This is a genomic window from Companilactobacillus zhachilii, assembly GCF_003606365.2.
Lineage (GTDB): Bacteria > Bacillota > Bacilli > Lactobacillales > Lactobacillaceae > Companilactobacillus > Companilactobacillus zhachilii.
Window position 1 is genome coordinate 1,238,507 of the sequence record NZ_CP031933.2, and the last position, 20,891, is coordinate 1,259,397.

31 protein-coding genes and 1 pseudogene are annotated in these 20,891 nt (G+C 32.9%); 21 read left to right on the forward strand and 11 right to left on the reverse strand.

What is annotated here, in order from left to right; translation table 11 throughout:
* Positions 1-10 precede the first annotated feature (10 nt).
* From D1B17_RS12875 to D1B17_RS05640, 9 genes are read left to right on the forward strand one after another with little or no spacing between them, the layout of a single operon-like run.
* Positions 11-145 carry a hypothetical protein gene (locus D1B17_RS12875; RefSeq protein WP_276606958.1) on the forward strand — a complete coding sequence of 45 codons (135 nt, stop codon included), beginning with the start codon at positions 11-13 and terminating at the stop codon, positions 143-145.
* Between the two features lie 15 nt (positions 146-160).
* Positions 161-1,402: a hypothetical protein gene (locus D1B17_RS05605; RefSeq protein WP_120142646.1), complete on the forward strand. Its 1,242-nt coding sequence runs from the start codon at positions 161-163 to the stop codon at positions 1,400-1,402.
* 11 nt (positions 1,403-1,413) lie between these two features.
* Positions 1,414-1,824 carry a hypothetical protein gene (locus tag D1B17_RS05610; RefSeq protein ID WP_120142645.1) on the forward strand — a complete coding sequence of 137 codons (411 nt, stop codon included), beginning with the start codon at positions 1,414-1,416 and terminating at the stop codon, positions 1,822-1,824.
* Positions 1,824-1,958, forward strand: coding sequence for an XkdX family protein (locus tag D1B17_RS05615; RefSeq protein ID WP_120142644.1), 135 nt, complete (start codon positions 1,824-1,826; stop codon positions 1,956-1,958). The genes D1B17_RS05610 and D1B17_RS05615 overlap by 1 nt, the downstream gene beginning before the upstream one ends.
* A 49-nt stretch (positions 1,959-2,007) precedes the next feature.
* On the forward strand, positions 2,008-2,310 hold the full coding sequence (locus tag D1B17_RS05620; protein ID WP_120142643.1) for a hypothetical protein: 303 nt from the start codon (positions 2,008-2,010) through the stop codon (positions 2,308-2,310).
* Positions 2,307-2,552, forward strand: a complete 246-nt coding sequence (locus D1B17_RS05625) for a phage holin (RefSeq protein ID WP_120142642.1) — start codon at positions 2,307-2,309, stop codon at positions 2,550-2,552. The genes D1B17_RS05620 and D1B17_RS05625 overlap by 4 nt, the downstream gene beginning before the upstream one ends.
* Positions 2,530-4,113 (forward strand): hypothetical protein, encoded by a 1,584-nt coding sequence (locus tag D1B17_RS12880; RefSeq protein ID WP_276606959.1) that lies wholly within the window; start codon positions 2,530-2,532, stop codon positions 4,111-4,113. The genes D1B17_RS05625 and D1B17_RS12880 overlap by 23 nt, the downstream gene beginning before the upstream one ends.
* 13 nt (positions 4,114-4,126) lie before the next feature.
* Positions 4,127-4,492, forward strand: coding sequence for a hypothetical protein (locus D1B17_RS05635; protein WP_120142641.1), 366 nt, complete (start codon positions 4,127-4,129; stop codon positions 4,490-4,492).
* Between the two features lies 1 nt (position 4,493).
* A complete protein-coding gene (locus D1B17_RS05640; RefSeq protein ID WP_120142640.1) occupies positions 4,494-5,519 on the forward strand; it encodes a GH25 family lysozyme in 1,026 nt (341 codons plus the stop codon).
* A 143-nt stretch (positions 5,520-5,662) separates the two neighbouring features.
* Here the strand turns inward: D1B17_RS05640 and D1B17_RS05645 are convergent, their stop codons facing one another.
* The 5 genes from D1B17_RS05645 to D1B17_RS12990 form a co-directional block, all read right to left on the reverse strand.
* Positions 5,663-5,914: a hypothetical protein gene (locus tag D1B17_RS05645; protein WP_120142639.1), complete on the reverse strand. Its 252-nt coding sequence runs from the start codon at positions 5,912-5,914 to the stop codon at positions 5,663-5,665.
* 60 nt (positions 5,915-5,974) lie between these two features.
* Positions 5,975-6,190 carry a hypothetical protein gene (locus D1B17_RS05650; RefSeq protein ID WP_120142638.1) on the reverse strand — a complete coding sequence of 72 codons (216 nt, stop codon included), beginning with the start codon at positions 6,188-6,190 and terminating at the stop codon, positions 5,975-5,977.
* 20 nt (positions 6,191-6,210) lie between these two features.
* Positions 6,211-6,564, reverse strand: a complete 354-nt coding sequence (locus D1B17_RS05655; RefSeq protein ID WP_166806625.1) for a hypothetical protein — start codon at positions 6,562-6,564, stop codon at positions 6,211-6,213.
* Between the two features lie 616 nt (positions 6,565-7,180).
* The gene (locus tag D1B17_RS05660) at positions 7,181-7,387 is read right to left on the reverse strand and encodes a site-specific integrase (RefSeq protein ID WP_137432110.1); all 207 of its coding nucleotides are present in this window, start codon (positions 7,385-7,387) and stop codon (positions 7,181-7,183) included.
* Between the two features lie 42 nt (positions 7,388-7,429).
* Positions 7,430-7,639, reverse strand: coding sequence for a tyrosine-type recombinase/integrase (locus D1B17_RS12990; protein WP_120142635.1), 210 nt, complete (start codon positions 7,637-7,639; stop codon positions 7,430-7,432).
* Positions 7,640-7,909: 270 nt separating this feature from the next.
* Between D1B17_RS12990 and D1B17_RS05670 the strand changes: the two genes are divergently transcribed.
* The 9 genes and pseudogenes from D1B17_RS05670 to D1B17_RS05705 all read left to right on the forward strand — a co-directional run bounded on the left by D1B17_RS05670 (position 7,910) and on the right by D1B17_RS05705 (position 13,548).
* A complete protein-coding gene (locus D1B17_RS05670) occupies positions 7,910-8,320 on the forward strand; it encodes an ArpU family phage packaging/lysis transcriptional regulator (RefSeq protein WP_120142634.1) in 411 nt (136 codons plus the stop codon).
* Between the two features lie 445 nt (positions 8,321-8,765).
* A complete protein-coding gene (locus tag D1B17_RS05675; protein WP_120142633.1) occupies positions 8,766-9,425 on the forward strand; it encodes a hypothetical protein in 660 nt (219 codons plus the stop codon).
* A gap of 215 nt (positions 9,426-9,640) precedes the next feature.
* Positions 9,641-9,775: a Thoeris anti-defense Tad2 family protein gene (locus D1B17_RS12995; protein WP_120142632.1), complete on the forward strand. Its 135-nt coding sequence runs from the start codon at positions 9,641-9,643 to the stop codon at positions 9,773-9,775.
* 375 nt (positions 9,776-10,150) lie between these two features.
* Positions 10,151-10,870, forward strand: a complete 720-nt coding sequence (locus tag D1B17_RS05685; protein ID WP_120142631.1) for a DUF5677 domain-containing protein — start codon at positions 10,151-10,153, stop codon at positions 10,868-10,870.
* A gap of 49 nt (positions 10,871-10,919) precedes the next feature.
* Positions 10,920-11,198 carry a helix-turn-helix domain-containing protein gene (locus D1B17_RS05690; protein WP_120142630.1) on the forward strand — a complete coding sequence of 93 codons (279 nt, stop codon included), beginning with the start codon at positions 10,920-10,922 and terminating at the stop codon, positions 11,196-11,198.
* Positions 11,199-11,213: 15 nt separating this feature from the next.
* Positions 11,214-11,624: pseudogene (locus D1B17_RS05695) on the forward strand (terminase small subunit); the annotation flags it as partial.
* A gap of 127 nt (positions 11,625-11,751) precedes the next feature.
* Positions 11,752-12,402, forward strand: coding sequence for a hypothetical protein (locus tag D1B17_RS05700; protein WP_166806626.1), 651 nt, complete (start codon positions 11,752-11,754; stop codon positions 12,400-12,402).
* Between the two features lie 84 nt (positions 12,403-12,486).
* A complete protein-coding gene (locus D1B17_RS12580; RefSeq protein WP_166806627.1) occupies positions 12,487-12,660 on the forward strand; it encodes a hypothetical protein in 174 nt (57 codons plus the stop codon).
* Positions 12,661-13,098: 438 nt separating this feature from the next.
* Positions 13,099-13,548: a minor capsid protein gene (locus D1B17_RS05705; RefSeq protein WP_120142627.1), complete on the forward strand. Its 450-nt coding sequence runs from the start codon at positions 13,099-13,101 to the stop codon at positions 13,546-13,548.
* 43 nt (positions 13,549-13,591) lie between these two features.
* Here the strand turns inward: D1B17_RS05705 and D1B17_RS05710 are convergent, their stop codons facing one another.
* The gene (locus D1B17_RS05710) at positions 13,592-14,110 is read right to left on the reverse strand and encodes a hypothetical protein (protein ID WP_120142626.1); all 519 of its coding nucleotides are present in this window, start codon (positions 14,108-14,110) and stop codon (positions 13,592-13,594) included.
* A 44-nt stretch (positions 14,111-14,154) separates the two neighbouring features.
* Positions 14,155-14,778 (reverse strand): hypothetical protein, encoded by a 624-nt coding sequence (locus tag D1B17_RS05715; protein WP_137432111.1) that lies wholly within the window; start codon positions 14,776-14,778, stop codon positions 14,155-14,157.
* A gap of 100 nt (positions 14,779-14,878) precedes the next feature.
* Here D1B17_RS05715 and D1B17_RS05720 point away from each other — a divergent pair, with 100 nt between their 5' ends.
* A complete protein-coding gene (locus tag D1B17_RS05720) occupies positions 14,879-15,376 on the forward strand; it encodes a capsid assembly scaffolding protein Gp46 family protein (RefSeq protein ID WP_120142624.1) in 498 nt (165 codons plus the stop codon).
* Positions 15,377-16,255: 879 nt separating this feature from the next.
* On the forward strand, positions 16,256-16,969 hold the full coding sequence (locus D1B17_RS05730; protein WP_120142623.1) for a DUF3800 domain-containing protein: 714 nt from the start codon (positions 16,256-16,258) through the stop codon (positions 16,967-16,969).
* Between the two features lie 242 nt (positions 16,970-17,211).
* Here the strand turns inward: D1B17_RS05730 and D1B17_RS05735 are convergent, their stop codons facing one another.
* From D1B17_RS05735 to D1B17_RS05745, 3 genes are all read right to left on the reverse strand, one after another.
* Complete coding sequence (locus tag D1B17_RS05735) at positions 17,212-17,877, reverse strand: transposase (protein ID WP_120142622.1); 666 nt, start codon at positions 17,875-17,877, stop codon at positions 17,212-17,214.
* The gene (locus D1B17_RS05740; protein ID WP_120142621.1) at positions 17,816-18,451 is read right to left on the reverse strand and encodes a transposase family protein; all 636 of its coding nucleotides are present in this window, start codon (positions 18,449-18,451) and stop codon (positions 17,816-17,818) included. Before D1B17_RS05740 ends, D1B17_RS05735 begins: the two co-directional genes overlap by 62 nt.
* Before the next feature lie 309 nt (positions 18,452-18,760).
* Entirely contained in the window at positions 18,761-19,342 is a 582-nt protein-coding gene (locus D1B17_RS05745; protein ID WP_120142620.1) for a hypothetical protein, read from the reverse strand.
* A 228-nt stretch (positions 19,343-19,570) separates the two neighbouring features.
* Here D1B17_RS05745 and D1B17_RS05750 point away from each other — a divergent pair, with 228 nt between their 5' ends.
* A complete protein-coding gene (locus tag D1B17_RS05750) occupies positions 19,571-20,119 on the forward strand; it encodes a histidine phosphatase family protein (RefSeq protein WP_240704461.1) in 549 nt (182 codons plus the stop codon).
* 120 nt (positions 20,120-20,239) lie between these two features.
* Here the strand turns inward: D1B17_RS05750 and D1B17_RS05755 are convergent, their stop codons facing one another.
* Positions 20,240-20,716: a hypothetical protein gene (locus tag D1B17_RS05755; protein ID WP_120142618.1), complete on the reverse strand. Its 477-nt coding sequence runs from the start codon at positions 20,714-20,716 to the stop codon at positions 20,240-20,242.
* Between the last annotated feature and the right edge of the window lie 175 nt (positions 20,717-20,891).

The window sequence follows — 20,891 nt, forward strand, 5'->3', positions numbered from 1 at the left end:
AGCATATTTGATGACTGTAACAGGTGCACAATCATTTGTTAAAACTGAAATTGCAAAGATTGATACGACAGATAAGATATCTGATTCAACAGTTTCGGCAAAAATTGATTCATTACAAGCGGCATTGTCAACAACAACAGAATAACAGGAGGATAAATAAATGGTAGAAAATGCAATTACAAAAGTTGCTCGAATTGCAGCTAATGCACTGCAAGGACTTTTTTATAAAGATTCAAGCGGTAAAATTCATAAAATTCCAACCGATGACAAGAATTTCGGTGATATCACTGGTTTAATTGGCAATGGTTCTGGTGGTGATACTGGCGGTGGAGATAATTCTGATCACCCGTCTGCTGGAGCTGATTATTATGCTGGTTCGCTTGCCGATGGTGAAATTACTGAAAGATACTTGCTTTATCAACGTGATGAAAGCGTAGCTGAGGAACCAACAACGTCTAAAACAGTAACTTTGCTTAGGGATGTTGGTACTAAATTTAATATGGCTGGTGACGGTGCTACATTCTTGTTACATCTTCAAAAGACAGTTATGACAGCTGGAGCTAAAGGTGACGTTTCAGATATTGAATTGAATTATGATACAAGCAATGCTGTTAAAGAAGGATATTTTACGACTACGTCTGTTTATCCTGTTTATATTAAATCAGCTGATTTAGCCACCACTAATGAACTAGATATTCCAATTAATGGCATTGGTGAAAATTTGCAAGAAGGCAAGAACTTCTTGGCGCCACATCTTAAAGTAAAATTTAATGGTGATGGCACCATGACCTATTACAGTGTCACTGGCTATGATAATGACGGAAATTCTGCTGGTGTAACAGGGGCTAATTACGATGTAGTTGTTGATGTAATTGCTACATTTTCAACGCAGAAACCAGTAGCACAGTTACCATCTTCCATCAACTTTTTTACAGGTCAGGCAGTTGGTCAAATTGCCTTAGCAGGAACATCAGATTATTATGAAAATTCAATGGATGGATTAGAATTAGCATTCGATGAATATTCATATCATTACAGAGATTTAAGTGCTAATACTCTTACTGGAAAAGTATTGAGTTCTGATTTGGGAATGAAAAGAATTATAAAGATTCCTAAAGAAAAATTAATTATTGGTTATAAATTTAGTATTCCGTTTAATTCATGGCCAAGCACTACTGCCTCGATTAATTGGTGGGACAAAACAAATGATGGATGGAGTAATTCAGGTCATAGTACTCCACAAACAGCTAATGTAGCTGGTCCTAGTCAATCCACGATAATTGTCAATAAAGATTCAATTGTTGTAGACTACACCAGATCTTTGAAGATGATTTTTGGCAGCAAAATAGTTAATTATGAATATTATGATCAGGTTGATAAAATTACATCATATAAAAACTAAGGAGGCATAATATGAAAATAGCAGTTCAATTAGATAACGATAGAAATATCGTTGGTACGGTCACCACAAGTGAGTTTGGTGCAGAACTACAAGTTAAATTATTTAAAGATAAAGGTTGGACATTAGTTGATAATGATCCAGCCTTTTCTAGTTCGGATAGTTACTTATGGACCGTTCGTCAAGCAGATAATAAGTTAGTTCACTTATCTACTGGTATGACACCTGATGAAGAAACAACAAATGCTAATGCATTGCTGGGCAAGAATGTTGGCAAAGCAATAGTAACAGCTATTGCAGCTGATAAAAAAGCCGATAATGCCATTAATAGTTCAGGAAAGCTTGCTAAGGCAATAGCTCCAGTTTTAGCAGAATATGAAGCACGCCAAAATACATCTAACACAACAACAGGGGGTACAAAATAATGTTTGATTTCATTAAATTTATGTTTATTATCGGTGGTTATAAAGACGACGATGTAGCTTACTTTGTAAAGATTGGCAATATTGATGCTGATCAGTACAAGCAAATCACAAATGAAGATTATAAAGAGGGCTAGCCGTTTGGCTAGTCTTTTTTGCTATATAACAATTAGAAAGGAGGCAACTATGCCACCACATTTTATGATAATCAATACGATTGAAGATGCTGCAAGTGCTATATCAATAGTAGTGGCAATCGGCACTGCACTAGTGTGGGTGTTTAATCGGTTGGTTATTAAACCTTTATCTGATTCTATGGATCGATTGTCTAGTGAAATTAAGGATTTTAAAAATGATTCAAAATTTGAACATGATGAGTTTAGGAGACATTTTGAAGAACTAGACGATAAAGTTCATACGCATGATGAAGATATTGTTTCGTTGCAAGAAAAGGTTCATACACTATTTAATCGAGGAAGTTCAAAATGAAAAATAAATTAACATTAGACACACATTCACGAGTTTGGTGGATTTCAATTGTTTCATTAGTTTTGGTATTAGCTCAGCAAATCGGTCACTTATTTGGCTGGGAAATTACTAATGATGAGGTCAATCAAATTATGGCTATTGTTAACACCCTATTAGCCATTGCAGGCTCATTAGGATTGATCTATGACACTTCAGGAAAGGATGGTGTGAGTGATAAAAATGACAAAAATAGCAAGTATTAACCTTGACATTCGTAAAAATAACACAGTTGATAATGAGCCAATCATCTTAAGACAAGGCGATAATGATGTGATTATTGAAGCCTCTATTTCTAATAATGGCTACCCGAATATTGAAATAGACTTTGCAACGTTTGTAGCAAAGAAATCTGATGGAACAATCATTTCTAATGATCCAACAAACGTGAGTGGAAATGTAATTAGCTATCCAATTAGTAAGCATTTAACTGAGTCTGTTGGTAAGATTCAGGACGCTTACTTCATGATTAATAATCAAATCACTACATGTGGGTTTGATATCTCAATCATCCCTAGCGCACAGCTTGATGATACTTCAGTCAACTATATTCCGGGTATTGAGAGCATCAACAAGTTTTTGGAATCTGCCGAAGCAGACTGGCTCGGAAGAATCCAACAAATGAAGAATGAAGTTGATGGTCTAGATGTTCCAACAGAGTTCAAGTTGCTTATGGATAAGGCTTTGAGCGATGCTAAGGCTCAATATCAACCAATCATAGATGCCGCTCAAGAAAATGTCGAAAGCATTGTTGCTGAGTTGGCATCCAAAAAACTGGATTTGGAAAATAATAGTGATGAATTGAATAAAACAATCGCTACTATCAAGGCCCAAGTAGCTTCTATAACATCATTCTTGGATAGCATTCAGAAGCAAATTATTGCAGCCAACTCCAGTTTTACAGCTGGCCAACAAGCTGAAGTTTCTCAATCAATTGCTGATGGCCAAAAAAAATTAGCAGATTCAATTGCTTCTATGCAAAGTAAAGTATCTCAATCAATTTCAGACTTAAAGGCCCAAATAGATGCTTTAACAGTTGCTAAAACTGGTCCTAAAGGTGACAAAGGCGATAAAGGTGAAACCGGTCCAACTGGTCCCCAAGGTCCTAAAGGCGATACAGGTGAAACCGGTCCAACTGGTCCTCAAGGTCCAACTGGTCCTCAAGGTCCTAAAGGTGACAAAGGTGACAAGGGTGATACAGGGACTGTTGATAACGCTGGGTTAATTAGTGCACCTGCATTCCAAAGTTTGCAAACGCAAGTTAATAACAGTGCTGTTGGAACTAATCTGCTAACGGGAACATATAACTCATTCAGTATGACAGGTAATAATACAACTCCCCAATTTCAACAAATGTATTTATTAAGTAGAAGACTAGAAAAAGGAACTACAGTAACTATAAGTTTTGATGCTGTTTCTACAGCTCTTGAGAACTTTATGATTCAAAGTATCGGTAGCCTGACTGGTGGAACTTGGATGCCGTACATTACTGCTATTGCTGATACTACAAAGAAACACTATGTGGCAACAACCACGCTGGATGGATTTACAGATGCGGGTATTCGTATGCTCATTAATAATGTTCCTTCAACAACAACTATTAAAGTTTCAAATATGAAACTCGAGTTAGGTTCACATGCAACTGATTACTCGCTCAACCCGTTAGACATTACAAACGCCTTAGGCAAAGTTGACGTTGGTAAAACTATTACAGCAACAGACGATACAGGTAAGACAGTGAACCTAAAGATTACAGGAATTAGCTAGGAGGTAGAAGACAATGGAGATAATCAAAAGTTTAAATTTAATGGATAATGCGGGACTAACAGTTTTGATTCTTATCTGTTCTATGGGATTTACTGCCTTAACTAAGGTAGCAACGCCTTTAGAAGATAAATATCTACCATTTGCATCGATGATCTTTGGAATAATTGCCGGTATATTAGTTGCACTTATTTTCCATGAAGATATAGGGAGAGCTACAATTGCCGGATTATTGGTAGGTGGATTTACTTCCGGTTTATATGCTGGAGTAAAGGGATCACTTGGGGGATACGATTCCTCAGCAAAAAGTACCATTAGTGATGATTTAACTGAAGTGAAAACACCTAAGTATAATCAAGAAAATAATACAAGGAGGAACTAGTATGACTAAATATTTTGCTGATGTTTCGAGTTTTCAACCAGATAATTTAGGCTTCTTTCAAGGCTTAGTTAATGCTGGCGTATCTGGTATTATGATTAAAACTACCCAAGGTAGTCCTGATGGAGATAACTACATCAATCCTAAATCAACCGCCCAAGCAAAAAATGCTTTAGCAGCTGGAATGAATGTTGGTTTCTATCATTATTTCTTAGCAACAAGCGTTACAGACGCTATTAATGAAGCAAAATTCTTTGAGCAATCCGTTGTTAATTTAGGCTTTGGAAAAGATACACCTCTTTGTGTTGATGTCGAAGATCCATCTTTGGACACAGCTCATGTAGCAAGTTACGTCGATACCTTTATCAGCTACCTAGAGACTCAAGGCTATACAAATGTATTTCAATACTCAATGGCAAGCTGGTTCAATGAAGGTATCTTAAATGCTAATAAGTACCCGACTTGGGTAGCTAATTATGGATCAAGCGATTGTGGAGCAAGAGGTAATATTGTCGCTTGGCAGTACACATCAAGCTGGGGCGGTGGTTCTCAAGATATGAGTTACGACTGGGGAATCTTTGATAAGCAACCAGCTAAAACTGAAGCAGCCACACAACCTACAGTTGAACCTGAAAAACCAAAAGTAGAAAATGTTATCAAGCTGACTGAGCAAACTCATCCAGTAGATAGACTGGGTATTGAACGACCTGAAACATATGAGGTAGGCTCAACTTGGAAGAGTTCAGATATTGTTATGATTAATGATGAACCACATTATCAAATTGCTACCGATATTTTTGTACCACTATCAAAAACAGAGTTTAAAGATTTTATCATCGTTAAATATACGGACGATTCACCGGCACCTGTCTTTGATTCAAAAGGAAATTGGGTACAGAATGCGTCTGTCAGCACTGGTAAATCCTTTAAAACCGCTGGATTCAAAGTTATCAATGATATTATGATGGCCAAGATTGCAACCAATGAATTTATTCCATTCGAGTATACTTCTGGCTCAAAATTTGAATAGTAAAGACTAGACAAATTAAATAATATGCGTTATTTTAAGGGTGTTCATTGACGTGGACAATATTATAAATTACCTTGGTTTTGAATTAACTTCGATAGTTTTAAAAGAGCCCATCATCTATTAATTTAGGTGGTGGGCTTTTTTTATTTTAATCGATTGTCTGATAGTTCAACACTGATTTTATTTGCTAGAGGGTAGTATGATCCAGCAAAATCATCGGGGTTAATTTCTTTAATTAATGATTCGATATTTGAGTTGTCATCGATTTTTGAAATTACAGGATCGTTTAATTTATCAACACGTGCATATAAGTGACTGTCGTCATTGCTTTGATAAACATCTGCTGATTCTAAACTAATTTTTAAAGTCCAATCTGATTTATTAAATTTTGTCATTTTGTTTTCCTCTTTCCTTATTACAAATGCATTATATACTGTTAACAGTATATAATCAAGCTATTTTTGTATTTTTTTAATTCTTTCATTTAATAATTCTTGAAGTGAGAGTAGGTCGTTTAAATATTCGCCTTGCTTAGTGACGTTAGGCTTAGGATCCTTTGTAATAAAGCTTTTGGCACGTGCTTTGTGTCGCAAATATCCAACTCTGTCTTTATTTTTGCTATCCCATTTTTTCTTTGCACGTTTTTGTGCTTCTGTTATTTTTTCTTCCATATATTAGTACTCCTTTAAAATTAGCAAGCTTCGTCCCATAACTTTTCAGAGATGAATACTTTAGCAATTTTTTCTCTGCCATGTAATAATTTAGCATAAACATTGAATCCATAATAAGCTCCAGCTTTATGAGCTATTTCTCTAACACCGTCTTCAGCATTCATGAAGATGTCAGATATTGAATATTTACCGCTACGGATTAGTTTACTTTGAATCAAACGGATTTGATTGTAGTTAGGATCAATGAACGAATCAGCATATTCTTTATAAACTTGTTTTAAAGCAAAACTCATAGCAATCATGTAATCACCAACTGATTCAATAATTTCCTTTGCAATTTTATGTGCTTTTACAAAAATTTCTGATTTAGTCATGATCTTAACTTCCTTTCCCTTGATTACAAGTACATTATATACTGTTAACAGTACATAGTCAAACATATTTTTAAATTAATTTAATATTTAGCAAGGCGAAGATAAAATGTTAAATATGCGTAAGGACAATAATAAAATATGAGTCACCTTTAAGTCGATTTTTATATTAAAATTCGTAGTATAATGAAATTATTGAATCAGCTAACAATTATAATAGAAAAAAATCAAAAAGATATGGATTTTTGGGAAAATAAAGTTATTCAGCTGCTAAATATAAATGAATTTAATCATGTATAAATGTAATAAAATGAAAGACTTTGCGCAAATTTTGCGCAGAAGTCAAGATAAGGCTGATGTATAAGTATTATCAAATCCTGTACTCTCCTTAAATAAAACAAAAGAGAACAGAAGCTCTCGTATAAATCAAGAGGAACGCCGTTAAATCAGTGTTTCTCTTTTTTTGTTTTCTGAAGAATGTAATAGAATTTAAAAGTGCTTTGCGCATTTCTTTGCGCATGCGCAAAGTATTGTCTTTTTACTATGTATACCAATTCGCTTAAAAAGGCATTGCACAGACAATATTTTGATTAAATTCATTTTGAGCAAAACAACTGCTCTAATCACTGTCATCACTAGGTTTGTGTTTATTTGTTATGTTATCAAATATATCTTTCAATTCTATATTTTGTTGTAGAGATATCTCGTCAAAAAAATGGGTATAGTATTTCAAAGTTATTTTTAGATCCTTGTGTCCAACATGTTTTGAGACAAACTTAGGATTCATATCTGTATCCATAAAATATGAAATATAGTTGTTGCTCATATTTATAGTTTCTAAGAACTTCTAAGTATTCATCAGATACAGTTATCTTACACTAGAAGGAGTCTTTGCACTTTGCAATTCGGTTTCATCGCACCTGTAAGCTTTATTAACCAATATCGTAGAGTTATCAAAATTGATTTTATCCCAAGTTAGAGCTGTGACCTCTTCATATCTCATGCCTGTTTGGGTAGCAAGGTAGATCATTGTTGCAGAAAAGTTTGAGAACCCTGATTTTGCTTTTGATATTTTGATTAGATTTACGTAATCAGTTGGTTCTAGAAATTTGTCATCTTGTAAATGTTATTAGCAATTTTATTTTGGGATATCAAAACTCATTATTAAAAAAGCAGAATGAAACATTGAAACAAATAGCCAATAAGGATAGGGAAGATTATAACCTTTTAATTAGGCGAGATAGCTTATTGAAATGACTGTACAAAAAAGCCACCCACAAATGTGAGTAACTAATTAATTTAATTGATTCCGAAACATCAGTTATATCACTTTGTGGGGGCTAGATTTATGGGATTATTTCCAGAGTTAGATGAAAAAGAAACGATCGATAACGTTAAATACTATTTCAATGAAGAATTTTCTAGACGTGATGCACGGGCACAAATGAATATTGATTCGATACAGTCACCTTTGTTCGACACAGTAGGAAGTGCTGGTAATGCAATAAATACACAAGAGAACAAGGTTATTAACCAATTGAGGGCTCAAGAGTTGGTTAAAACAATTTACAGGACTATTGAAAATTGTCCTAAAGAGCCTAATAGATTAAAAACTATTTTGAAGAATCATTATTTACTAAGTGTAAGCAATAATGACACCATGGATCAAGCAAAGTATGAAAAGACTAGATATAACGAGCTCGAGAATACTGCACTTCTGTACTTTGCTGAAGCATTTGCGGATTGCAGGTATTTGTAGAATCAAAAAGCGGTCAATTAGCAAATTTTTAGCGGTAAAAGAGCGGGCTACAACCGACCTAACTACGTTGTATATTGGTATCGTTGAAAACATAAAAGATAGCGATTGCGGTTAATCTGCCGCTTTAAAAGAAGCAATTTAGAAGGAAAACTATCAACCAAAAACAACATTTAAATAATTTTTAGCCTTTTGTAATCAGTGATGATAAAGCCGATTACATTATACGGATAGTAACTGGGTTACATGCTAAATACACCAAAAATTCCCCTAAATACAAGAAAACTTTCGATAATAATACAAATTAACGTAGCCACTTTAAACTCCTTTAATTTATTTTGAAATATCAATTAGTATTTCGATTCGATTCCGAATATCCGAATCGTAAATGTAAGACAAGTTTATTTTTGATATAATTATTCATCAAATCTATTTTGGGAGATAGTTAATGGTTAATATTGAAAGTTTTATTTGCTGGATTTTGGGTTGGGAATGGACGAAAATTGCTGCCATATGTGCTGCTGCCACATATATAGGAAATGTAATTGAGAAAAGAAAACGAGAAAGATTAAAACTTATTATACAATCTCAAAATTTAGTTCAGATTACGAGTGACGGTATTACAAAAGTTGGATCTGGGCAAGAATTAACGATTATAAATTCTAGTAATGATCTAATATTCATAGAATTCTTAGGTATTGCCAAGAAGTATAATATTTTTAGTAAGTTCAAGGATTTGATACTTAAATACTTAATTCATTACTCATATTCATTTCAAAAATTTTATACAAAATATAAAAGGAAAATAGTTCCAATTAAATTTCTGGATGAAGAGCCGAAAGACCCTTTTGATATTCATGCTAATAATAATTTGGTTAAGATTAAATCAGGAAATGATTATATCTATAAAATATCAAGCAAAAATTTTATAGATGCTATTATCAAATTATGCGAGTGCGAACCCTCAATCAAAAAGAAGTTTCAGAAAAATAAATTAGTCATTATTTCAGGTGTAATACGAATATATGATAAGAAACTACTAGAAACTAAAAATATTTTTTTGCCTGATAATAATCCCAAAAGTATATATAGTGAAATAAAAAAATAAATTAGAAATATGAAAAAAGGATCTGCTCAAATGAGTGGTCTTTTTTTGTTGAAGGAATAAGCATGAAATTTGGTAAAGCAATTAAACTAATGAAACGAGGCTACAAGTTAAGGAGAGCTAATTGGAAGTGACAATCAATTTGTTTTCTTTGTTAGAGATACGACACTAGAGCGCCTTATCCCTTTTTTTATTCATTTGATAGAGTAGACGGAAATTTGCATAGCCAAGTCAATTATTCAGATACGGTAGTTTCAGATATATTAGAAATCAAGACTAAATCTGGTCAAATTCAATTTGGATGGTTAGCAAGTCAAACAGATATGCTGTCAGACGATTGGGAAGTAAATTAACATGGCGAGTAATGTGTTTTCACTATTAATTACAGAAGATTTAGTTTAGGAAGCTGTCAATCTAATTAGCTCATCGTATATTGTTGGTAATAGCTATTTCAAGGTTATTTTAGGTATCGCAGACGAATTAAATGACCAACTATTTCATGTATTAGAGCATAGAAAGACTGTGTTAGTCCAATTGCTGAAGGCGAAAATAGAAAAGTATTGGTGAAATTATGAAGATGGTTAAAACATCGTTTGGTTATATGGCTCCCATGGAAGCTAAGATGATTAGTGTCATTGATAAAGAAAAACACGATGAAATTCATGTATCTTACAATGACAAGTAATTTATTTAAGTATATAGTTTTTTATAAATAGGAGTGATTATCTATGTTAGAAAATGAGAAAATAAGTGAATATAAAAATAGTGTTATCGATCTTATTTCAAAAAAAGGCGAAAATAGTACTACTACGATGTTAGACTTATCTGTTTTTACTTTGTATACTGAAATGTGTGATAAGGCAATGGATATAATGCTTTTAGCTAAAGAAAAAAGATATAGCAGTATACCTATTCTCGCACGTTCATTTTTAGAACAGGCTGCCAGCTTAAAGTTTCTATTAAAAGAGGATCAGGAAAGACGCGGTTCTGCTTATATGTACGGTGCAAGGTATAAGGATATTAGAAATATTCAAAATCTGCATGATGATTTTTCTGATCGTAAAAAGGCAGATTTATTTTTAAAAAAGATAAGAGATGATTTTTCAAAAGAAGGGTATGATTCTTATGATGATTGGACTACAGATATGCAGAACAAATACTTTGAATTATTTGTTGAAAAAGCTAGGCCAAGGAAATGGTTCAACATTAATGGTGACTGTAGTAGTATATTAGACTTATTTGATAAAGTGGGTATGCTCGATGAATATAGAACTTATTATAATTTATATTCTGCGGTTACCCATGGTTCTGATATAATGCAAAACCTGTCAATTAAAGTCGGTCAAGTAGAAATTAATTATCGATATGATGATGAGAAGACGACCCAACTTTTGAATAAGTATTTGTTAGAATTACAGCAAATATGTTTTAAGTATTATCAAAAATAAACCACAATGTTGTGGTTTATTTTTTACGAAAGGAGGCAGGGTCTATGTAATGAAAATTTGGGAATTAGCTAAAAAAGATTGTTTAGCAGGTATGAAGTATAAAGATATTGCCACTAAGTATGGAGTATCTGTTAATACAGTCAAATCTTGGAAGAGTAGACATAGTTGGATAAGGGATGCATCGACTAAAAAAAGTATGCACCCTAAATCAAAAAAGGTTGCACCTAAAATTGTTGATGAATTAGATGAAAATATCGAACTGACTAAAAAGCAAAAATGGTTCTGTTTGTACTATTTACAACAGTTTAACTCTACGTGGGCATATTAAAAAGCATACGAATGTAATTACTCTACAGCGATGGTTGAAGGCAATCGCACCCTAAGAAACCCTAATATAAAAAAGCAATTATCTACTTTTAAAAGGCAGTTAATATCTGATCTCTATTTTGATGTAAACAATGTTATCAATGATTACATTCAACAAGCAAACTCTGATATTAAAGATGTGATTGACTTCAAAACAGTCAAAAAATGGCTTGGAATAAGATTTATGGTGGTGCGGGTAAAATATGAAGATTATGGGAGAAATTATCGAAGTACACCAAGGATTGACCCTGACACAGGAGAACAAGCCTATTACTATGAGAACATTTTTAAAATGCATAATATCGATGAGATTGATACTTCAAATGTTAAGTCCGTTCGTATTGACAAGGGTGATGCTGTGGTGGAGATGTACGATAAACGGTACTGATTAACAAATGAAGTCGCTTGATAAACTTTTATCTACTATTACGGAGGACAATGGCGAATCTAACTAAGTCATTTACTCCAAAGCAATTGATGGTTCTTGATGAGGTTATCAATAATGCCGATTGGGCTTGATGGTCAATTATGGTGCTGTCAGAGCCGGTAAAACGTTTGTTGATAACTTTGTCTTCTTGCCTGATGTTCGACATGCTGAAGTTGCTCAAGGTCAAGGAGTATTGCACCCACAGTATATTCTTGCTGGTGTATCTAGTAAGACAATTCAGAATAATGCTTTAAATGAAATTGAGAATACGTTTGGATTGAAATTTCATTTTGATAAGCACAATTCATTTGAGATTAAATTTCCGGTACTTCCAGCAATGAGAATTGTTCAAGCGTTTACTGGTACGATTGCTGGTTTGGTAGCTATTCGTGGTATGACAGCTTATGGTGCTTACATCAATGAAGCATCATTAGTAGCTGAATTTGTCTTTGATGGAATCAGAAAACGTTGTTCGCTTGAGGGTTCTCGCGTTGTCTGTGACACTAACTCAGATATCCCAACGCATTGGCTCAAGAATAAGTATATTGGTAATCCTAATCATTCTAAGGAAATTAGAAGTAATCACTTTAGAATTGATAGCAATACTTTTCTTTCTAAAACTTATATTCAAAATCTGAAAGAAACGGACTTTCTGGAATGTTTTACGATCGTGCTATCAAAGGAGAATGAGCAGCTGCTGAAAGTATCGTTTATCAGGATTTTGATCGAAAGACAATGATTATTTCTTGCTCCAAGTTTCCTGCCAGTTTAACATATTGTATGTGGTGCCGACTAGGGATATGAGCATAAGGGATGTATTGTTGTGGGTGGTGTTGATGATAAGAATAGATTTTATATTCTTGAAGAACATACAGCACAATTCAAAGAAATTGATTATTGGACTGATGTTCCTAAAGATATTCAAAGCAAGTATGGCATACGAGTACTATTCTATGCCGATTCAGTTAGTGTAGAAAGTATATACAGCATTTTATAAAGGGCTGGTATTAAATTGCATTTATGCATATAAGAATTGTTTAACGGGCGTTGAGTTCGTAGCTAAGTCTACGAAAACTAACGCTTTTTTGTTGCCAAAGAAGACATCGATAATACAGGTATTAATCAAGATACAGATAAATATCATTGATTCATTTTTGTCCGATCTTAAAGATACCCTTCAAAATGTTAGTAGTGAAAATCAGAAGTTTATTAAGATTGCTTAAAAAGGCAACACATTAAGGCCTAACGGTGCTGTTTTTAATGCAAGAATTACTCAACAATTTGTTAAGAAGTCGATTGCTTTAAAAGTTCAATTAGTTGACAGCACTATGGATATTCCTGACATAGTTAATGCTAAGAGCTATAAAAGTGCAAATAAAAAATCAATACCTTTAATCGTAAATTTAAATAATCAAGAGATATTGATTTTATTTTATTGAGAACTACGCATAACGCCTTATTAGACCGTCATATTGATTCAAGTATGTTTGGCTCAATTAATAAACAGACGATACAGACACTTAGAAAAGTTCGTGTGATTGCTGAAAGAGCTGCTAAAAGTCCAAAAGATTCGTTGAATTGGCAGAAAGAAGTTGTCAATATTCTGACTGGAGGTAATAAAGCTACTAACGGTAAAATGGGACGATCTTCTAATATGGTTCGAACTGCAACTGCTCAAGTTATGAATCGAACACAGCTAGATAACTATGCTAAGAAGCATGTTAAAAGGTATCAGTTTGTATCACTCGAAGCACTAAATACATGTACTGACTGCAATGATTTAGATGGAAAAATATTTGGTATTGCTGATGCAGAAGAAGGAGTTAATTTCCCTTTAATGCATTACAACTATCAACGCTGGACTATCAGCAAACGAAGGTGGTGACTAGGACACATCAGATCATGATATTAGTTAAGAACTTAAAAAGTTATAAGCGGTCAATTTTATTCATAGAATCATAAAACTTAAATCTCAGTTGTGCATCAAAGTTGAAATCTCTATCATAAAATCCTGGCTTAGGAACTGTCCATCCATTTTGAAAAGTAAAGCTGGTTTTATCATGGTCAACTGGGTTTAAATCGTAGGAATGTCGAATACTTGAAGAAACTGTTAAATAATCTTTGGCAATAGAAATCAACAATCTTTCCCTTTTTGATGGTAGAGTCAGAAGTCTATTATTGAGCCAAGCATCAAATTCTGAATCACTCTCAAAAAAATTATTGTTAGATTTGCCACGCTTTGGTGGTAGGCTCACAGTTACTGCCCTCTCATTCAGAGATTGATTCACTGAGTAATTTAAATAGCCTTTGATAGTATCCTTCACAGCATCTATGTATTCTTGCTGCTCTTTTATGTCTTTTAAGGTACGTAGGTGAGATGTAATAAATGGAATGCATAACTCTACAATTGAAACAAGAACCTGCGTCCAGCTTGAATTTAATTTCATGTAAAAAATTCCCTTCATTAAAAGTATATTTCTTAGTTATAATGTTATTGGTATTCTTCAATTTCTTTAGATAATTTTTTTATCGTTTTCCAATTTTCGTTTAGAAGTTTTTCAACCTCTGTGGGTTTATCAAGCTTATCTGAATCAGTATTTTTATTATATTTTTTGACTTTATCAGAAACATGCGTATAAAGGGTATTAATAAGTAAAATGTTTTTAGGAGATAAATCCTTAAATTGATTATCAACGGGTAAGTCCTCAGCTTCTCTGAGTAAGGATATAATGGTAATTCCCTTATCTAACAAAAGATATGTTTTTTTATCCATGGTATTTACTTGTGAATCAATTAGCCAGTTATTAAATTGTTCAATATTGTGACTAAATCTGGATGATTTACCAAGATGATCAATACCATATATTTGATTAAAATTTAGAAATGAAATCATTGATTCCTTTATAAATTCTCTTTTTTTTCGGGTGTTTTGTCTTTCTTTTAAGTAGTCTATGAAACGATAAATAAATGGAATCATTATTGCCACGATTGATGGAAACAAAGTAATCAAGATATTTGAAGGAGCACTGTTAACAATTTTTGATATGTAATAGTTAGTGTAAATAATATTCAAACCGCCTTTCCTTTTATAAACCAATACTATCATTTTAAGCATTCACATTGAGTGCTTTTTTTATTGCTTTCGGTTGCTGGCTTAAAAGAATAGCTGATTAAAGGTTATACTACTTCAAAAAGTATGTAAGAGGAATCTAAGTATGAAATCACCATTAAAAGCATCAAGTAAATTAAATCTTCAATTCTTTGCGGATGATGGAGCTGGCAGAGAAATATCAAATGATAATGCCGGTAATGATCAATCTGATGATAAAGACAATTCTCAAGTTGATAGTAATCAAAAGCCTGACGGGGATGATAAAAAATCTAGTCTTTCCGAATTGAGAAAGATGTTTTCTAGTCAAATGCATGATTTTAGAAAGAATGAGTTTCTAGGGTTATTAGAAGATGTTTGTAAAGATGGTGAGAATCGTGCCAAAATGACTGAAAAGAAATTTATTGCAACTGACACTAAGAAACGTGAAGACAAACCTAATAAGAGAGAAGCAGTCTTAAATCAGAGTGGTGCACTTTCGGATACCAAGTCAAAATTGACACAGATCGAACTGCCTACAATTTTTTCAGAAATGCTAAACAATCTTGACGAGACTAAACAAACTCAGAATATCAATGAGTTTAAAAAGGCTTATTCTGAATGAATTCATAACGGAGATCTAGAAGCCACAAAAGAATACTCCTAAAACTTATGGCAGTGAACACATAGATGATTAGATGATTCTGGCTCTAAGTTTGCTGAAATGGCAAACAATATCAAGTGTCACCTAAAGACCTTTGGGCATAAAATTCCTATAAGGAAATGTTTATGTATTACGGAGATAATATTCACGTTGATGAAATTATTTTTTTCGACATTGAAAAATTTGTTTCATTACCAATTTTGGTGGATTGAAGTATAGTCGGAGTTGTAAATGGTATTTTGCCAGCTGGTTCAATTGTTCCGGCAAATGATTCGACAGCAAAAGTAGTAACAACAAATGAAGTGGATTGTCACAAGGTCCAGAAATAATCGGTGGTGTTGTTGATGGTTTCTTGAATGGTGCCACACCCACTGCTGATGCTAAAAAAATAAGCTAGTTATCAATTATGTAACTGGCTATGGCGTTAATTCTTATGACCAGAATGTCAATTCAATCAAAGATTATAATTTGAAATTTAAAGCAGGGACAGAGTGGAAAATTACGCAAAAGTTAACCGATATTTCTAAAATTGATTGGTGTTATGAAGTTTCTCTAAATACCGTTATACCAACGAAATACCAACAGAGTTCGGGATTTACTAAATATTAATTTATAAGTGAATTTTAATTTAATCATGAGGTGTAATAGAAATATAAAATAAGTGATGGATTGTTACAGATTACTAATATTTATTAGATTGATAAATTTATCGCAAATTAATTTTAACAATTTATATACGGTCAAGTTTGGACTCGTATTTAGGGATTGTGTCAAACATCATTAATGAGTATGATATATTATAAAGCAAGTTAGGCGATTATTAAGAAAAAGAGAACAGCTATGATATTTGTAGACGAGTCGGGAAGTATAACAAGAAGCATAAAACCTAAATATAGATATTTTGTTATTTCTATGATTGAGACTGAAGAACCATATACAGTAAGGAGAGTATTTAGAAAATCAAAAAAGAACTTTATTGAAAAACATCCATCTTTGAAGATGGATTATTCGAGGGAAATAAAGGGCTCCTGTATGTCGGTACAAATGAAAAAATTCATAATTCGACAATTGTTGGAAAAAACAGATATTAAATTTCATTATATAATTATTGATAACTTTCATTTAAACGATAGATTTCATGATAATGTTGAACTGTGTTTTAATTTTATTATCGGTAATTTTTTGAAAAGATTTTTACCAAAAGAGTATAATGACAAATACAATTTAAAAATGACACTGGATGAAAGAAATTGTACGGTTCCAAGCTTAAATAGTTTAAAGGATTATTTAAAAATAGAGGTTTGTCTAAAAAATAATATAATAGGTGATGTTTCACAATGTTCCTATGCGGATTCTAAAGAAAAAGATGTATTACAAGTAGCAGATATATTTGCTAATCTTGTACATAGATCTTGTCTCGCGGAATCAAAAGGATTAGGAAGTAGTGATGGTAATTGTCGATTATTAAAAGATATTAATAATAATGATAATATGTATTTTCCGTATAGACATAATGGATTGTCCTTTTTTAAAAACGACGTTTATACTTATTGACAACTTGTACCATTTTTTGTATGATATTCGTACAAGGTTATCGTAATTCACGAGTAGATGCGAAATGATTTTAGCAATAAAATCTGATACGTAAGCCGCCTGTTTGGTCGGTCATCCTCATGTCGAAACCGGCCGTTATCTATAATAATTGGATAACGGTCTTTTTATTTTATGGCTCTTTGTCAAATCGTATTGATGAATGATTTTGAGCTTAAAAGCATCTCTTAAGTGAGGTGCTTTTTTTATGCACAGATAAGCGTTGCTCTTTTGAGAAGATGGTCAAGATTTCTGAAGCCATAACAGTTACGTTTTAATTTCTTTATCTTACCAATGGTTCCCTCTAGGGGACCATTGGAATAAGGCATTGTACAACTGTTACCTACATATTTTATGTTCTTTCGTAGAGTGTTTATTGATTTATCCATAGCAGTATTATTTCTCTTGTATCCAAGAAGAGAATCTCTTAGTGATTTACTATTGTAATTTTTAATAGCTGATTCTATTTGTTGGTATGTCTCATATGTTTGTTTAAATACTTGTGATTGATCTGTACCAAGATCTATCACGTTTTGTATAGTAGAGTATTCATTTAATCCAACTATGTACTTAACATGAGTGGCGTCCACATCTGCCTCTGGCAGGTAGAACAAGCGCCAATCCTTTTTTAATGCCTTATATGAACGAGATTTTTTATCATCGATCTCTTTCAGAGTCTGAATACGTACTTGATCTAAGGCTCTACTACATAGTTGAACGATATGAAATCTATCAACGATTATCTGGGCATTAGGAAATATTTTATGAATAATCAATTGATAATTGGCGTTTAGGTCGATTGAAACAGTTTTAACGCTTAAGGCTGTATTTATTGATGAAATGTTCAATAAGTGTCTTAGATAATCTGTCATGAACTAAATCAATGAGGTGGTGAGTTTTTGCGTCAATCGAAATGAATGTAAATACTTTTTTTACAGAACGGAACTCGTCAAAACAAAGATTTTCAGGGAGATATGGTGATCTCTCCGGCAACTTTGTATTGCCGTAAAGAATTCTACTTACTGTGCTAGCTGAGATACCTAGTAATTTGGCCATAGATGAAAGGGTGAACGATTCACGTGACATATCAAATATTCTATTCTTTATTTGTTTTGTCATGGTGTGATTCTTAACAAGTAAATCACTGTGGGCACCGCAAGTGCTCCCACAGTTTTTACAAAGGAATCTCTGTTTTTTAAGTATTAAGTGATACTCCATACCGTTGAAACTAGCTAAACGTTGGTTAGTGATCCTCTTTCCGTTCTTAACTAGTGTATTTTTACCACATTGAGGGCAGCGAGTTAGACTGTATGACAGTTCAGCTTTAACCACTTTAATGTGCTTAATTACACCTTTATTGTTAATTTTAGAATCACAAACTGAAACGTTTTTAATATTATTATCTTTAATGTTTAAAGCACAAAGTATAGAATTGTCTTGGAACATTATTGTTTCTCCTTTGGAATTGGTTTGGTCGCTTAAATCCTAACACGAGAACAGTGATGTTCTTTTGTTTTGCCCAAAAAAGATACAAAAAAACTGGTATTGATTTTATTCATCAATACCAGAAAGTGTAGAGCCTATTAAACCACTAGAGTGGGATAACGCATGTTCAATTTCTAGTATCAAAATAATGGCTCCAGTAATCCGATTTTGGATTGCTGGAGCCATTTAATTTAAACGGAAAAATATGCTTTGTTCCGTGGTTAAGCTGCATTTTTAAAAGCAGTAGTAGTGTTGTTCCAAACTATTTTTTTAATATCCGTATTGGTTTTTCGCACTACCATCCGGGTTTAAATAACCTTTTTCCATACCTGTTTGTGTTTGCATTTCACCAAAAGTTTTCATTGAATCAGGTGTACTTTGCAAAGCCTGTAATGTGCTCATTCCATCATGTTCAACTTTATAAGCAGCAGGTGATTCACCATATTTATTTACAAATCCGGTCAAGGTATTCTCGTCATAGGAAATTCCACTGGATTGTTGTTGGCTGGAGTTATTGGTCTGACCTTGTTGTTCTTGCGATTGTTGATTATTTGTGGTGGATTCGGTGGCCTGTTGAGATTGATTTGAGGAGCCTTGGTTTTGTTGATTCGAAGTGGTTTGTTGATTGGAATCTTGATTCTTATTATTTACATTATCACGTGACTTATTAGTGTTTTTCTGTGGTGTTTTCTTTTTTGAAACTTTCTTTTTCTTTGATGCTGATTTATTTTTAGAAACTAAAGTCGTTTTATTTTCCTTTTCAGATTTAGAACTGCCATTCTTATTATTTGAGCATGCTACTAGTGATAAAGCAGTGGCAATTAATAAGGTTGAAGTAATTATTTTTTTCATTTTATTTCCCCCTAAATATAATGAAACATTTTATAGCCCATTTCAGTATAACAAAAACAGATATATTTGATTATTAAGAGAGTAATGATAAACGTCCATATGTGGCCTAGACCATATTAATAGTGTGATACTATTAATATAGTGATAAATATAGAGATTGGATTAATAATTCTAATGACAAATTTATATTTCATAAGGCACGCACATACAGCTTTAAATGGACAGCAATTGTTTCAAGGTGGACAAACGGATTCAGAGTTAGATGAAGTTGGATATCAGCAATTAGCAAATGCTAGGGCAGGTATTCAAGCTAGCTTACCTGCAAATTATCTATTAGTATGTAGTCCTTTAATCAGAACTAAAGAAACGTTTAAAGGATTGCAGCTTAATAGTCAGCATATGATTTTAGATAATAGAATCCGTGAAATTGATTTTGGTACATGGGAAGGTCGTTCGCTGGAAGATGTAAAAAATGATTTTCCGGAAGCAGTAGCACGTTATTACCAAAACGACCCACAAATGGTCCCACAGAAGGGTGAATCAATTCAGTCGGTTGCAAATAGGATGGTTGAAGCTATAAAATACTACACTAAATCTGATTATCAGGATATTGTTTTCGTCTCGCATGGAAACTCGATTTCGATTGGATTGAGTGCGCTATTATTGGAGAATGCACCCTTTAGAAGAGTCTTGGCTATTCCCGATAATGTTTCTTTATCAAAAGTAGTTGTTAATGATCAAATCAGATTGAAATACTACAGTCGAATATTTAAATGATTGGGTATTAGTAAATAAAAATGTTTAGTGAATCTAAAAAAGCACTGTTCTTTGCAATGGTTATCATTGTTTAGAACGGTGCTTTTTTGCTGTAAAAGGCATTTAATATTTTGAATTTTATTATTTATACCAAACATAATCTTTATTATCCAAGTATTTTGATCGTCCTAAATATTCACCATCACAAAAAATAACAGCAGACAATCCGTCAAGATAAGCAGATTGATCAAAGTCTTTAAATTGGTCAGTAGTGCGAATGACAAATAATTGGGCTCGGTTAAGTAAGTCCTGTTTTTGAGATTCTTTTAGTTTTGAAAAATTATTATTAACATAGATTTCAATCTGGTTATTTTTAAGCAAACGTAAATTTTTAACAAATTTGGACCAATCCCGTGAATTGTGGGAAGACTGTTGTTTTGTATAAAACTTTTGGCTTAAGAGTTGATTGGCTTTCCGTAATTTGTTTTCCGCTTTGGAAATGCGGACTTCGCCTTTGTTAGAGGATTCAGCAGCAATTATAGTTGGATTAATAATTGTTTGATAAGTAGTTAATATCAATCCTAAAAGTACAAAAATTCGAATGGCATTTTTCTTCATTGGCAAACTCCTAAATATTTGAGTTCAGTATAGCGGACAAGTGGGTTAATAATCCATTCTAGTTTGATATGACATGATATTTATATAATCGAATAAACTATCGACAAAATTTATCATATGATTGTCATTTAAATAATAAATATAAATAAAAAAACCACTACTATAAAAGTAGTGG

What these genes read in the sequence shown, in the direction of transcription:
- D1B17_RS05685 (WP_120142631.1), top strand. Translation starts at nt 10,151, where the DNA reads ATGTTAGAAAATGAGAAAATAAGTGAATATAAAAATAGTGTTATCGAT.
- D1B17_RS05730 (WP_120142623.1), top strand. Translation starts at nt 16,256, where the DNA reads ATGATATTTGTAGACGAGTCGGGAAGTATAACAAGAAGCATAAAACCT.
- D1B17_RS05720 (WP_120142624.1), top strand. Translation starts at nt 14,879, where the DNA reads ATGAAATCACCATTAAAAGCATCAAGTAAATTAAATCTTCAATTCTTT.
- D1B17_RS12880 (WP_276606959.1), top strand. Translation starts at nt 2,530, where the DNA reads ATGACAAAAATAGCAAGTATTAACCTTGACATTCGTAAAAATAACACA.
- D1B17_RS05740 (WP_120142621.1), bottom strand. Translation starts at nt 18,451, where the DNA reads ATGTTCCAAGACAATTCTATACTTTGTGCTTTAAACATTAAAGATAAT.
- D1B17_RS05640 (WP_120142640.1), top strand. Translation starts at nt 4,494, where the DNA reads ATGACTAAATATTTTGCTGATGTTTCGAGTTTTCAACCAGATAATTTA.
- D1B17_RS05625 (WP_120142642.1), top strand. Translation starts at nt 2,307, where the DNA reads ATGAAAAATAAATTAACATTAGACACACATTCACGAGTTTGGTGGATT.
- D1B17_RS05745 (WP_120142620.1), bottom strand. Translation starts at nt 19,342, where the DNA reads ATGAAAAAAATAATTACTTCAACCTTATTAATTGCCACTGCTTTATCA.
- D1B17_RS05735 (WP_120142622.1), bottom strand. Translation starts at nt 17,877, where the DNA reads ATGACAGATTATCTAAGACACTTATTGAACATTTCATCAATAAATACA.
- D1B17_RS05610 (WP_120142645.1), top strand. Translation starts at nt 1,414, where the DNA reads ATGAAAATAGCAGTTCAATTAGATAACGATAGAAATATCGTTGGTACG.
- D1B17_RS05675 (WP_120142633.1), top strand. Translation starts at nt 8,766, where the DNA reads ATGGTTAATATTGAAAGTTTTATTTGCTGGATTTTGGGTTGGGAATGG.
- D1B17_RS05650 (WP_120142638.1), bottom strand. Translation starts at nt 6,190, where the DNA reads ATGGAAGAAAAAATAACAGAAGCACAAAAACGTGCAAAGAAAAAATGG.
- D1B17_RS05755 (WP_120142618.1), bottom strand. Translation starts at nt 20,716, where the DNA reads ATGAAGAAAAATGCCATTCGAATTTTTGTACTTTTAGGATTGATATTA.
- D1B17_RS05605 (WP_120142646.1), top strand. Translation starts at nt 161, where the DNA reads ATGGTAGAAAATGCAATTACAAAAGTTGCTCGAATTGCAGCTAATGCA.
- D1B17_RS05710 (WP_120142626.1), bottom strand. Translation starts at nt 14,110, where the DNA reads ATGAAATTAAATTCAAGCTGGACGCAGGTTCTTGTTTCAATTGTAGAG.
- D1B17_RS05645 (WP_120142639.1), bottom strand. Translation starts at nt 5,914, where the DNA reads ATGACAAAATTTAATAAATCAGATTGGACTTTAAAAATTAGTTTAGAA.
- D1B17_RS05655 (WP_166806625.1), bottom strand. Translation starts at nt 6,564, where the DNA reads ATGACTAAATCAGAAATTTTTGTAAAAGCACATAAAATTGCAAAGGAA.
- D1B17_RS05635 (WP_120142641.1), top strand. Translation starts at nt 4,127, where the DNA reads ATGGAGATAATCAAAAGTTTAAATTTAATGGATAATGCGGGACTAACA.
- D1B17_RS05660 (WP_137432110.1), bottom strand. Translation starts at nt 7,387, where the DNA reads ATGAGCAACAACTATATTTCATATTTTATGGATACAGATATGAATCCT.
- D1B17_RS12875 (WP_276606958.1), top strand. Translation starts at nt 11, where the DNA reads ATGACTGTAACAGGTGCACAATCATTTGTTAAAACTGAAATTGCAAAG.
- D1B17_RS05615 (WP_120142644.1), top strand. Translation starts at nt 1,824, where the DNA reads ATGTTTGATTTCATTAAATTTATGTTTATTATCGGTGGTTATAAAGAC.
- D1B17_RS05690 (WP_120142630.1), top strand. Translation starts at nt 10,920, where the DNA reads ATGAAAATTTGGGAATTAGCTAAAAAAGATTGTTTAGCAGGTATGAAG.
- D1B17_RS05670 (WP_120142634.1), top strand. Translation starts at nt 7,910, where the DNA reads ATGGGATTATTTCCAGAGTTAGATGAAAAAGAAACGATCGATAACGTT.
- D1B17_RS05715 (WP_137432111.1), bottom strand. Translation starts at nt 14,778, where the DNA reads ATGCTTAAAATGATAGTATTGGTTTATAAAAGGAAAGGCGGTTTGAAT.
- D1B17_RS05620 (WP_120142643.1), top strand. Translation starts at nt 2,008, where the DNA reads ATGCCACCACATTTTATGATAATCAATACGATTGAAGATGCTGCAAGT.